Raw genomic sequence first — 12737 nt, forward strand, 5'->3', positions numbered from 1 at the left:
GGCCCTCGACCGGTCACCGGTCGAGGGCCTGTTGTCTGCACGGCCACCGGCCGAACCGGTGATCGACGGCCAGCAGGGCCTTCCGGTAGCAGGCGTGCAGAAAACAATGTCTAGCCGGGTTGGTGCTGGCTATCGACTTGCGGGCGGTGTTGCGCCGGTGTCGTCAGGGTGGCCCAAGTGATCCCGATCCGCGTGCGGTCCCGTTGTGGGAGCGGGTTTATGTCCTGGGGCCTACCCGCGTCGCCGAGTCGTCCGCGTCCCGCGGGCCGCGCGTCGTGCCCGCATGACGACGTGGCTGGCGGTGCCGACTATTCCCCCGCCGGCCAGGCCCACCAGTGCCATCGGCGCGGCGATGCCCAGTACCACCATCGTCCCCGCCGCCGCCACGACGAGTACCACCGCCACCACGACCAGCGGGCGAAGCAGGCGCACCGTGTTGGCCGTGCGATACGGGTCGGACACCACGTAGCCGAGCCAGCCGTGCGGGTGCTCCTTCCCGCACGGGCACGCGGTGTCCCGGCCGCTGCTCCGCGCCCCGCCAGCGTCGTTATTGGTCATGGACACGAGAGTCGCCCCTTGGGCACGGAGAAGTCGCGGTCTCGATCGACATCGCACGGGATCCAACCTCGAACACGCTCCGTGCCTGGTCGGGTACGGTGTTCGACGAATCCGTCGAACGGCGTCGAACAGCGGGTCAGAGGTTGCTTGGGGGGCGTGGTGGAGGGGGACGAGGAACGTCCGGATCTGGACAGGGCGGCCACCAGTTGGCCGGCGTTCGCCCGTGAACTACGGCGGCTCTACCACGGCTTTCATGGCCACCTCTCGCTGCGCGACCTGGCCCCTCTCGTGAAAGTCTCCTTCACGACGCTGTCGGCGCTGGGCGCACTGGAGGCCAGCGATCGGCCCGACGGCGGGACCAACCACCGGCCGAGCGCGGACACCGTCACCAAGATCGTCACGAATTGCGAGCAGGAGGCTGGCCCGTGGCTGGCCGTGCGGGCACGACTGGCCAGGGAACTGCCGCTGCGGGTCACCGCGGACCAGGTGCTGGCCGAGCTGAACGAGGAACGCGATCGGCACGACGACACCCGGCGGGAACTCGCCGAGGCGCGCCTCCTCGTCACGGACCTGCAGGTCCGGCTACTACACGTCGACGGCGAGCTGGAGTCAGCGCGCGCCGAACTCGACACCGCGCGGGCACAACGGGACGACCACGCATTCGGATACGAGCTGCACACCAAGGACCCGGTCGAGATCGCCGCCGCACTGGCCCGCCTGCCGCCGCTCCAAGCCGCAGAGCACCTGCTGCCCCTGGCCGCTGGAACCGCCGCTCTCGTACTCCAGGCCATGAACCCCGTCGCGGCCGCCGAACGCCTCCAGCCGATGGGACTCGACTACGCCGTCTGGCCCTTCACCGAGATCGCCCGCACCACACCCCGCACCGCTGCGGCACTGGTCGAGTCCCTGCCGACCGCATGGGCCGCCCGATTGCTCGACAGCACCGACCCGCACCTGGTCCACGCGATCCTCGACAACTGTGCCCAACCCGCGAGGGTCGCCGTGCTCATGCTCGCCATGAACCGCCACCACATCGCCCTCGCGTACCGCATCGGGGACAAGGACAACAGGAAACTGCGGCTCAGCAGAAACCCGCGAGCTCGCTACGGCTGGTGGGGCGTCCACGCCCTGAAGACGCTCCCGTCGCCTCTCGCTGCCCGCTTCCTGTCGGACCTCGGCTACTTCGACAGCGCCTCCAGACACCTGCTCGACGTCGATCACGCCACCGCTACCTCGGCCATCCTCACCTGGCCTGCACCCCTTGCCGAAACCATGTACAGCACACTCGCCGAGTTGATGGACCACCAGCCAGGCGGAACCTTGGTCCCTCACTCAAAGGGTCGGGCACTCGCCGCCGACCTCCGCCAGGCGCTCGATAGACGATCGCGCTTCTCCTGATCACAGGTGGGAAAGCATGACGGCCCGCGCGGGGCCACCTTCTGCACTGGTCTCCCTGGCGGACACACGATCTCGAACAGGTCCAGGAGCCTCAGGTGACCCGCCGCCCTGGGTGGCGTCGCAGCCTGGTGTCCTGACCGTCCGGGTGGTCGGTCCGGCCGGTGTCCTGACCGACCACCCGCGGACCTCGTCGGGGCCGCGCTGGCCGCACCGCCACGACGAGACCACGCGGACGGCCGAACTCGCCACCGTAAACCAGCGAAGCGTTGGTTTTCCGCGTGCGCTACCTGGATGCCAGCAGGGTCGCCAGGGGCGCGGCGGTCAGTTCTCCTCGGCCGGGCGGCCGTGGCCGGACAGCGCGGTGAGCACCGCCTCCAGGTCCACCGGCGTGCCTGGTCCGTACTGATCGGCGTCCTGTGCGTCGTACGGCGTCGGCCCGAACCGGAGCTGCGGGCACTTCTCGCACGGCGTGGTGCCGTCCACAGCGTTGCTCGCCCGCCCGCAGCTCGTGCACCACGCCAGGCCCAGCAGGTGGGCCTCGGTCTGCGGGTGGATGGTCGGGATGCCGTGGGCCCACCGGGTCCGCGCGCCGAACGTGCGCATCATGAGCCCGGCCAGCTTCATCGCGTGCTTGGTCGTCGGGTCCTGAGCCCGCACGGCCAGCTCGTCGTAGAGCGTGGACGCTGCGTCGTACCCGGCCTGCTTGCGCCACGGGTCGTCGGCCTGCCCGTAAGCGGCCTCGGCCTGGTCCAGGCGCTGCTCCAGGTCCTCCCGCGAGAGGCCGGACAGGAGCGAGTTCACTCGCGTGCCGTTCTCGGCCGCGGTGCTCGGTCGGGCCTGGCTGTAGGCCACGTCGGAGCCGCGCGCCCGGTCCCGCCGCCTGCGCTTGCTGCCCGCGTTGCTGGTCATGATCGCCTCTCCACGGTCGGAACCCACGCCATCCAACCGGCACGATCGACCACGGTCAGGACGGTCACGATGTGCACGTGAGTCCCCAGCACCACCTGGTGGGCATCGACCCTTGTCCTCGTCGACGTCGCTCCGCGTGGGGAAGCGGGCGTCTCGGATTCCGGCAGCGACGTGCGGCAGCCGGAGCCGACCGTAGCGCACCGGACCGACAGGCGGGTGGCGAGCTGCACGCATGGGCCTGCACGGTGGCGGGGACTTGGCTGGGCCTGGTCACCTACGACGCGCCCTCGCCCAACCTGCACACCGTGCCCGTGCAGCACTACGTTGACCAGGCCGCGCTCCAACCGCGTCGCAAGGGCGAGACCGAACCACCGTTCTAGGCCGGTCCGGCGGATGCTCGGGTCAGCGCCGCAGTGGAGGCGTGGTCTCGTCGAGGATCTGGCTGACCAGCGCCGGGGTGGGTGCGTACCCGGTGTGCTCGAACAGGGCGTCACGGACGTACTGGCGACGGGCGGGCTTGTCGTAGAGCGCGCGGAAGTCGCGGTCGTCGTCGAGCTGCTGGGCGAAGCCGTCCAGGTCGGCGTCGGTGTACGCCTGACGGGTGTCGTGCTCGACCTGGTCGTGCGCGCCCTGCAGGACGCGCCACACCAGCCGGGCCGGGAGGATGGGGTGGATTCCGCGAGCGGCTTCGGCCAGGTCCGGCAGGGTGGTGCGGGCGTAGCCGTCGCGCACACCCTTGCGGTGCTGACGCCGGTACTCGGGGTCGTCGACCAGTTGGGCGACCAGGCGGTCGATGACCTCCTGCTGTTCACCGGTCGGGTGCGGGTCGACGGCAGCCTCGGCTGCGGTGTTGGGCAGCCGGTAGTGCGGTGCCCCGGACCAGGTGTGCACGACCCCGGCGTACATGAACTGCACCACCAGGTCCTGCCCGACCACGACTTGTTCGTCAGGGTCCAGGCTCGTTCCCGGCGGGGGAACGACCTGGGCGTAGACGACACCGACGCGCAAGTCCTCGGCTTGCCCGAGGAACCACTCCAGACCGAACAGGTCCCCGTGCGGCGTGGCGAGCCCGATGGGTTCGGGGTGGATGCCGGTGGTGGGTGACAACAGGCCCGGCCAGGTCACAGCGTCGCGCACGCGGTTGCGCACCGACGGCCACTGGCCGAACCGGGTCGTGGGCTGGAGTTCGAACGGCAGCGTCTGCTGCTCGGCTGCCGGTGGGGAGTCGGTCATGGGAACAGAGTGTGCCCAACAGTCATCGCACCGTGACCAACGGGGGAGGGGCACCAACCCGCATTATTACGGGCTGACCTGCGGTTCTCGGCATCGCGCCTTCTGGTTCACCCTCGGCGAGGACTGGACGTGCCCGTACCATCAGTAGCCAGCCCGTGACCGCCACGGTGCCACCAGGAGGTCGGTCCGATGGTGTACGGCGACAACCACGTCGACCCGGTGCGGCTGTTCGACCCGCAGCATGAAGTGCCGCCAGCCGACGCGCTGGACCTGCACTTCCCGGTGCCGACCAGCTTGTCGCTGTTCGGCGACGCGGTCGCGCGCACCCCGGACATGGCTCACCTGCTGCCCAAGCTCGGCCAGGTCTACGAGAACGTCCTGCTGGCCACGGTGGTGCAGGTCCAGCGGGTCTGCGGCTACGTGGTGCACCCGACCTACGGCCAGCGCGCCGCGGCTCGCCTGGCGATCACCGCGATCAGCGAGAACTCCGTGCCCAATGAGTCGATCATGCGGATTCACGGCCACCTCTACGTCGGCCGCACCGCCACCTCGCTGGCCGATGGCCAGCAGCACCCGGTGAACCTCACCTGGCTGCGCCAGTTCGTCCGTGACGTGTGGACGACCTACCTGGGCAAGCTGGAGGAGGCCACGTCGGAGGAGTTCGGCCTGGTCTGGGGAGCGTTGCCCGACAACCATCCGGCGGATCGCGAGATCGTCGAGCCGCCGTTCGCGCCGCACGTGGCGCAGCACGCCGTGCCGAACGCCGTGGTGTGCCCCGGCCGGTACGGGCCGCTGGAGCGTGTCTTGGCCGACCATCAGTGGCGCATCGGCATCGCCGAGTCCCAGGTCCGGGTTCAGGCGGAGCGCCGCCAGGCTGGCTGATGGCACCGGTCAGCGGCCCATGCCGGGGCCGCCGTGCCCGGGACCAGGGCGGTGCCAGTCATCGCGCAGGCGGCGTTCACGCTCGGAGTCGATCCGGCGGCGCTGGTTGTCGATGGTCCGCTGAAGCTCACGTGTGCGCTCGCGCGAGGCGGCCTGGGCCGGGTCCTCGCGCTGCGGGGCTGGCTGGGGAACCAGCTCGATCTGCGGCTCGTCGACCTCGCGCTCGGGCTGGCGGGTGCGCTCGGGGCCGGGGTCCTGCGTACGGTCGCGGTCGTAGCGGGTGCGCTCGGCCTCGGCCTGCTGCTCGGCGGTGTGCTCCGCCTGCTCCTGGCGGCCCTGGCGTGCGGCCTCGGCGGTTTCACGGCGTAGCCGCTGTGCGTCGGCGGCGCGGGCCTGGCGCAGCGCCTCGGCCACGGTGACGCGCTCCTCCAGCGTCGGCTCCGGCGTGGCCGCAGGCTCGATCCCCTCGTCCACGGTGGCCGTGATCTCGGCGGCGACCTCGACCCGTTCGACCTGGACGTCGTCCACGGGCTGGCGGAGCACGCGCTGCTCGACGACCGCCGACTCGGGCAGGGCGAACAGGTCGATCTGGTCGGGATCGTCGACAGCGAGCTGCTGGTCCTGGTCGACCTCGACGTCGACCACCGACGCGGACGTTGGGACCTCTGCCTGCGGGCCCTGCGCGTCGGCAGCGTGGTCGACCTCGTCGTCGAACAGCGCGCCCTGATCCGGGTCCACCTCGGCCCGGGGCTGGTCGATGGCCAGCTCCTGCTCGGCCTCGCCGGTCTTCGCGGTGACGGCCTGGTCGACCTCGAACAGGCGCAGCTGCGGGTCCGACTCGGGAGTCGGAGTGAAGTCCCAGGTCCGGGTCGCCTCCTCGACCTTGGCCGCGGTGAACAGCGCCGTCTGCTCCTGGTCGACCGCGACGGCCTGGTCCTCGATGGCGACGGGCTCGACGGCCGTCACGGCTGCGACACCGGCGGGGCGCTCGACGCGGAACAGCACGCCCTGGTTGGGGTCGACGCCGGGCTCCTCGACGGAAGGGCCACGCAGGGCCTCGGCCCACCGCTGCCACCACCGGACGTGCTCGATCGGCTCGGCGTCGACACCGGGCTGGTTGACCGGGTCCAGCTCCCAAGCGCGAGGCGGCTCGACGTCCTCGGGCTCCGGAGCCGAGCCCACCTCGTCGTCGGTCACGACGTCGAACAACGACGTCTGCACCGGCTCGGGCGCGGGCTCGGGATTCAGCGGCAGGTTGCGCCGCTCCAATTCCTCGGCCGCGAGCTGGTCAGCCACCCGATAGGGCTCGGTGGCGGCGTACCAGCCCTGACGGGCGCGGTGGACCTCGTCGAGCTGGTACGCCAGCTCGGTGTAGTGGGCGGCCAGGCGCTCGGCGCGCTCGACGTCGGCCAGCGTGCGCGCGTGTTCGGGGCTGTCGGCGGGCAGCGAGTCGAGCCGGGCGCGGAACAGCACCGCGTCCTGGCTGAACTCGGCGGCCTGCTGGTTGGCTTCGCGCAGCTCCTCGGCCACGAACCGCGGTGCCCAGTTCTGCTCACGGGCCCAGCGGGCGCGCGTCTCGCGCAGCTCCGCCTCGCTGGCGGACTGGAAGTCCATCGCGTCGGCCGGGTTGCCCAGCGCGCGGTGGGCCTCGCGCCACATGATCCTGTGGAACTCGTTCTCCGGGGACGGCGCGGGGCCGATGCTGACCTGCTCGTCGGGGATGGCGTGCAGCTCGCGGTAGGCGGCGGCGACACCGGCGCGGCGCATCCACTCCTCGCGCTGCCCCGGCTCGTCCGGAACGTCGCCCAGGTACTGCTGGGCCCACGCGGGCATGTCGGCGGCGACCTGCGCGGCCAGCTCGTCTTGGCGGTCGCTGCTGGCCACGGCCAGGCCCTGCATGAACTCACCGACCGGGCCGTCCACCGGGGCCTGGAAGGTGGTCCAGTCGCGGCCGTCGACCTGCTGCTCCGGGGTGCGCTGGTCGACCTGCTTGTTCAGGCGGTAGCGCAGCACGGCCGACAAGCTGTCGGCGGTGCCCAGCTCCCGCTCGGTGACGACTTCGGCCAGCAGCGCCTCGGCGTTGTGGCCAGCCAGCTCGGCGGAGCGCACCGCGCGCATCAGCGCCGGGTACGCCTCCTCCGCCAGCAGCTCGTCGACCTTCTCCGGACCCACCAGGCTGGCCAGGGCGTCGGTGTAGCGGTCGGCGCTGTACTCCTTGGCCACCAAGTCCCACTGAGTGCCGATCCACGCCAGGCTCTTGCCCTCGTCCTGGCTGGCGCGCATCTCCAGCTCGGCGGCGACGTCGGCGCCGGTGCGCTCCATCACCGTGGCCATCATCTCACCCGGCGTGACGTCCAGCGCCTGCTCGTGCGCGTCGGGAGCGCGCTCGGTGGCCAGGTACGCGGTGTTCTGCGCCTTGCCGCGTGTAAGGGCCACGTAGGCGTCCTCGCGCAGCGACCGGCCGTCCAGCACCGCGTGCGCGGTGTCGACGGTGCGGCCCTGGGCGGCGTGAACGGTCGAGGCGTAGGCAAGGGTCACGTGCTCGCGTACGTAGGAGTCGGGCAGGTGCGCGGTGACGCCGTTGGAGTCCTCGACCAGCAGCCGGCCCCGCTCGTCACGGCCCAGCACCTTGTAGGTCAGCCGGTTGGTCACCAAACCCTCGCCGTCGACCTGAATCGACCAGTCGTTGCGGCGGGCCTGGATGACGTCGCCGACGCTCAACGGTGTGCGGTCCTTCAGCTCCGCGATCGGCACCGGGTCGACGCGGTTCATCATGACCAGCTCGCGGCGGATGGCCTGGGACAGCTCGGCGGCTTCGGCATTGGTGCCCACGATCAGCAGTGACTCGCGTCCGGCGATCGTGTCGGCCAGGTAGGCGCGCATGGCCTCGGCGTGCATCTGCTCGATGGTGCCGCCGTGAAGTCGGCCGCGGTCTTCGTACTCGGAGACGACCGAGGTGTCGCCGGCGCGCAGCCGCAGGCTCGCCTGTCCCTCCCAAGTGCTGGGCTTGCTGGGGTCCTTGGTGTCGCGGAAGCGGTGCACCTCGTCCAGCTCGAACTTGCCGTTGTCGGTGGCCAGCAGGTTGAGCATCCCGCCCGCGCCCACCGCGCTGAGCTGCTGGTGGTCGCCGGTGTACAGCAGCTTGCCGCCACCGGCCTCGACCAGCCGAGAGATCCTGGCCAGCTCGTAGGTGTTGGACATGCCAGCCTCGTCGACCACGATCAGGTCGCCGGGGCGCACGTAGTCCTGGGCGACGCCGTCGGCGTCCGGCGCGAACCGCATGAGGAACTGGCTGGTGTTGATGGCCTCCAGGCCCTCCTCGGTGAGGACCTGGGTGGCGCGCTGGGAGGTGGCCAGGCCCAGCACGCGGCCGCCGAACCGGGACTCCCAGGTCTTCGACAGCACCCCGACCACCGTGGACTTGCCCGCGCCGGCGGGGCCGATGAGCACGTCACCGGCGCGGCCGGAGGAGGCGATCCCGAGGATGGCGTTGACCTGGTCCCTGCCGATGGGCTTGGTGCCGATCTTGATGGCTTCGACCTCGGTGCGCAGCAGTTCCAGCTCGGGGCCGGTGATGCTCGGCGCGGTGCGCTGGGCGGCGCCGGCGACGATGCGCCGCTCCGTCGACAGGTGTTCCTCGGTGGAGTACACCTCGTCGATGTGCGGGCGGTAGATGCTGCGGTCGTCCTCGGTACGGCGCAGCACCGCCGGAACCTCGACCGGGTCCTGCGGCGTGAGCGACAGCACGCCGAACTTGTTGCCCGGCTGAAGAACCTCGCGGGCCATCGCTTCCAGGACCTTGAAGCGGTTCTCGGGCAGGCCGGGGACGCTCAGGAGCTGCTTGTCAATGGCGGCGACCAGGTTGCCGACGGTCCACGTCGGGTACTGGTGCTGCACCTCCGACACCGCGCGGGCCAGGATCGCCTCGCGGTCGGCCTGGTCGGGCAGCCACCGTGCGTCGGGGTGCCCGGTCAGCGCGATCTCGGCGGCGGCGGCCTCGACGCTGTCGAGCTGCGCCAGCAGCGCGCCGCGGTGCCGCTCGGCCCAGGTCTTCACCGCCGCCGGGCCCTGCTCGGCCTGCTTGGCCTTGCGAGTCTCCAGCGTCGCGGCCTGGTGGATGGCCTTCAACGCGGCGGCCGACGGCGCCACACCGTGGCGGTCGATGTAAGCCTCGACCAGCTCGGCCGCGCGCTCCTCGACCTGCTCGCGCCGCGTGCTCGCCTGCTTCGCCAACTCCAGGTCCGCGCCGGCGATCTCGCGGGCCTTGCCGTCGGGTCGGGTGACCCACTCGTACCCCAGGTACAACCGCGACAGGTCCTCCACCGCCCGCTCGTAGACAGCGGCAGCGGCTTCCTTGATCGGCCGGAACGATCTGCCATCCAGCGCGCGGATCTTGCCGTCCGAGCTGGTCACCGCCCGGTTCAACACGGCCACGTGCGTGTGCAACTGCGGCTCGCCCTCGCGGTTGGTCGAGTGCTCCCACACCGTCATCGTGAGGCCGTCGACCTTCTCGTACTTGCCGACGCTGCGGCCGTTCTTGGTGCGGCCGTGGTAGCCGGTGCGCGTGTAGGCGGCGTGCCCCTCGGCGTAGCGCATGGTGATCTGCACGGCCTCGTGCTGGACACGCCGCAGCACGGCCGCTTCCTCCATCCGACCGGCCTCGATCAACGCGGCGTACTGCGTGCTGAACGTCTTGGGCGGGGAGAAGGTCCAGTCGTAGTAGGCCACCGCCTGGCGGGCGTCGCCGCGCACCTGGTCGGCGATCTCGCGCTGCCGGTCCGGCGTCGCGTCGGGCTCGCGCTCCAGGGCCTCGGCCAGGCGCTGCTCGTAGTCCTTGAACCGGCGCGGCCGACGCCCCAACGCCTTGGCTTCGCCGTTCTCGTCGACCTCGGTGGGGTGCTCCAAGCGGCCGAACGCGGCGCGCACGGCCTCCTCGTCCACCACGTCGCCGTCGCGCACACCGAGCATCGCCAGGCCGCTGCCCATCCACCGGCCGGCGGCCTCGCCGTGCGAGGTGGCGGACAGGTAGTAGTCGGCTCCATCGCGCTCCGGACCGGCCTGCTGACCAGGCTCGCGGCCGTGCTCGTGCTCCGCGCAGCCCGAGCCGCGAACGAGGTAATCCACCGCGTTCGCGCCGACCGCAGTGATACGGAGCATGGGTAGATCATGACAGAAAGTGGACAGGAACGGGACACGACCCAACCATGATCATTAACTAATGCATAGGTGTGTGGATGGTTGGCTGCGGCAAGTAAACGAGGTGAGGTGACAGCGAGTGAGTGGGCAGAGGAGTAAGTGGAAGGCTGAGTCGAGTGGGCTGGGAGTAGGAAGTGCGGTAGGAGAAGGAAGGTGCCGGGTGAGCCTGTGGTGACCACGGAGGAAGGTGACCGGGTCACGGGCAGGAGGCCGTCCAGGGCTCGTGCCCGGTCATGAACACGCGGCCGGGTTCGCCTCCCGGCCGTCCGCTCGGCTCTGCCGTGGCGACCACCCATCATCCGCCACGCGCCCCGCCACACCTCGCCCCTGGCCGTGCCGCGGCCAGGGGCCTCCACAACTCGACATCCGCGATGCATCCTTCGCCGGTGCCACGCGGTCCGCCAGCGGCGCTCCACCCGGCGGCGGACGATGTGAGGGGGTCTGGGGGAGAGCCTTCTCCCCCAGACCTACGGAAGCGGAAACGCGACCGGGCGGAACAGCGCCTGCCCGGCACCGCTCCGCCCGGTTTTCGTCACGCGGCCCTCACAGGGCGCGCTTATGTTCCTCACCTCGGCTCCGGTTCGCGGTCGCTGGCGACCGGGGAACGTAGGTCAGGGGACACAACATCAGGTGATGCATCGCTGGCACGTCGCCCGTCGGGCGGTGCCCACGGCGCGGACCCGTGCCGTGAACCGGCTAGCCCCGCGGCTAGCCGGAGCGCTCACGCCTTGGGCGTGGCGCTGGCCTCCTCGGGCTCCGGTTCGCGGTCGCTGGCGAGCGAGAGCTGGAGCGCGGTGGACACAACATCAGGAGATGCATCCGTGCCCGGTTCGGTGTCCGCAGATGGCATGTCCTCGGCCTCAGCCACGCCCTGTCCTCGGGCTTCGTGGGCCTCGCGGGCGTCACGCAGCATCGCCCGCACCCGCTTCACGCCGATGCCGGTCATGGTCGACAGCTCCTCGGCGCTGCGTCGCAGACCGGTGACCTGGAGCGTGAGCAGGGCGTCGGCCTTGCGTGCCTCGACGCCCTCCAGCTTGCGCTCACCGTCCTTGCGCACCGTGGCCAACTGCGCCTCCAGGTTCTTGACCCGCCGATCGGTCTCGGCGGCGATCTCCTGGGCCTCGACCTCGGCCTCGGCGAACGCAGTCAGCGCCGCCTCTTCCTCCTGGCGCCGCTTCACCGCGTCGGCGTCGGCCTTGTCCCGGCCTTCGAGCAACCGGGCCAGCACGTCCTTCGTCGCGGCGCTCTTGCGCGGCCTGCGGGCCGTGCCCTTGTCCTCGTCCGCCATCCCCCGACCTCCGTCTCGCACGCTGTACTCGCAGGTCAGGATAGACCGGCCCGCGCATCGCGCCCGGAACACGGAAAGCGTCACACCGGTGTGACGTGACGCTTCCGCATGACGGTGTCCGGTTGTGGTCAGGACCAGGCCATCGCGTCGTCGTCGGTCATGCGCCGAGCGCGGCGCGGCGGCGGGCCGGGAACACCAGCCAGGTGGTCGTCGATCCACGCCAGGCCACCGCGGTCGAGTACGTGCTGGGCGCGGGTGACCGACACGTAGGCCAGCATCGCGTCGGCCTTCGGCAGCTTGCCGGGCTTGCCGTCGTCGGTGGCCGTGGGCTGGCGGAAGTCGTCGCCGATGAGCACCCGATGCCACTCGCGGCCCTTGGCCTTGTGTGCAGTAGAAATGGTGAGCCGGGCGGTCTCCTCGCCCACCAGGCGGCGGGTCGCACGGATCAGCTCGTCGGGACCGTGGTCGTCGACCAGGCGGACGAACACCCGCAGGTCCGACCCGGCGTCGTCCTGTTCGACGTAGTCCTGGACCTCGGCCCAGGTGGTGAACGCGGCCAGCTCGGGGTGCTGGGTGGCCTTCCCGGACTGGAGGGCCTGCGCCGCCTTGGCCATGTCTCCGATGGCCCGGCCACCGCCCACCAGGGCGACCCGCTCGCCCCGGTCCAGGGCCTTCATCGCCTGCCCCATCGCCTCGCCGTTGGTGCGGCAGAGGATGGCGTCCGGGTGCGACAACGGGGCCAGGTTCGAGGTGATGCCGGGCGTGCCGGTCAGGCGCAACGGGCTTTCCAGCGCGGTCAGCCACTTGTTCGCCTCGTCCGCGATCTCAGGCCCGAATCGCCAGCTCTGCGTCAGCCGCAGCCGGGCCTGGGCGGGCCAGTTGGCCAGGGCGTCAATCGCGCCTCGCCATCCGTAAATAGCCTGGTTACTGTCGCCTACGGCTACCAGCTGCGCGTCGCGCTGGGACTGCACCACCTTGGCGATGACCGGGTCGGCATCCTGCGCCTCGTCGAAGAAGATCACGTCCGCGTTGAGGCTCGGCTCGGTCAGCGCCCACATCTTCAGGTAGTGGTCGTGCCGGAAGTTCAGCCGGCCGGACGTGCCTTGCAGGTCCCGCCACATCGCCTGCGCGTACGGCACGACCCACTCGGCTAGGTCCTGTCGCGCCGCGCCGTCCACGCCGTTGACCTTGGGCACATGGTGGGTGGTGATCTCGATGTCCGCGGTGTGGCAGAACTTCTCCACCGTGTTGCCCACGAGCTGGGCCAGCACCG

9 protein-coding genes are annotated in these 12737 nt (G+C 70.9%); 3 read left to right on the forward strand and 6 right to left on the reverse strand.

Annotated elements, in window-relative coordinates; translation table 11 throughout:
- Positions 1-231 precede the first annotated feature (231 nt).
- Complete coding sequence (locus KZQ38_RS35080) at positions 232-558, reverse strand: hypothetical protein (RefSeq protein WP_219448339.1); 327 nt, start codon at positions 556-558, stop codon at positions 232-234.
- A 156-nt stretch (positions 559-714) separates the two neighbouring features.
- Between KZQ38_RS35080 and KZQ38_RS35085 the strand changes: the two genes are divergently transcribed.
- On the forward strand, positions 715-1956 hold the full coding sequence (locus tag KZQ38_RS35085) for a hypothetical protein (protein WP_219448340.1): 1242 nt from the start codon (positions 715-717) through the stop codon (positions 1954-1956).
- Between the two features lie 321 nt (positions 1957-2277).
- Here KZQ38_RS35085 and KZQ38_RS35090 read toward each other — a convergent pair whose 3' ends face one another.
- Positions 2278-2865, reverse strand: coding sequence for a hypothetical protein (locus tag KZQ38_RS35090; RefSeq protein WP_219448341.1), 588 nt, complete (start codon positions 2863-2865; stop codon positions 2278-2280).
- 245 nt (positions 2866-3110) lie between these two features.
- On the opposite strand from KZQ38_RS35090, the gene KZQ38_RS36810 reads away from it, so the two are divergent.
- Complete coding sequence (locus tag KZQ38_RS36810) at positions 3111-3245, forward strand: hypothetical protein (protein ID WP_257902952.1); 135 nt, start codon at positions 3111-3113, stop codon at positions 3243-3245.
- Positions 3246-3267: 22 nt separating this feature from the next.
- Here the strand turns inward: KZQ38_RS36810 and KZQ38_RS35095 are convergent, their stop codons facing one another.
- The gene (locus KZQ38_RS35095) at positions 3268-4098 is read right to left on the reverse strand and encodes a hypothetical protein (RefSeq protein ID WP_219448342.1); all 831 of its coding nucleotides are present in this window, start codon (positions 4096-4098) and stop codon (positions 3268-3270) included.
- 189 nt (positions 4099-4287) lie between these two features.
- Here KZQ38_RS35095 and KZQ38_RS35100 point away from each other — a divergent pair, with 189 nt between their 5' ends.
- Positions 4288-4980, forward strand: coding sequence for a hypothetical protein (locus KZQ38_RS35100; protein ID WP_219448343.1), 693 nt, complete (start codon positions 4288-4290; stop codon positions 4978-4980).
- 9 nt (positions 4981-4989) lie between these two features.
- On the opposite strand, the gene mobF is transcribed toward KZQ38_RS35100, so the two are convergent.
- The 3 genes from mobF to KZQ38_RS35115 all read right to left on the reverse strand — a co-directional run.
- Positions 4990-10137 (reverse strand): MobF family relaxase, encoded by a 5148-nt coding sequence (gene mobF / locus KZQ38_RS35105; RefSeq protein ID WP_219448344.1) that lies wholly within the window; start codon positions 10135-10137, stop codon positions 4990-4992.
- Between the two features lie 760 nt (positions 10138-10897).
- Positions 10898-11464: a hypothetical protein gene (locus tag KZQ38_RS35110; protein ID WP_219448345.1), complete on the reverse strand. Its 567-nt coding sequence runs from the start codon at positions 11462-11464 to the stop codon at positions 10898-10900.
- A 128-nt stretch (positions 11465-11592) separates the two neighbouring features.
- Positions 11593-12737, reverse strand: a 1145-nt coding sequence (locus KZQ38_RS35115) for a UvrD-helicase domain-containing protein (RefSeq protein WP_219448346.1), incomplete at its 5' end; no start/stop codon positions are given.

Source organism: Saccharothrix obliqua (genome assembly GCF_019375475.1).
GTDB classification, from domain to species: domain Bacteria; phylum Actinomycetota; class Actinomycetes; order Mycobacteriales; family Pseudonocardiaceae; genus Actinosynnema; species Actinosynnema obliqua.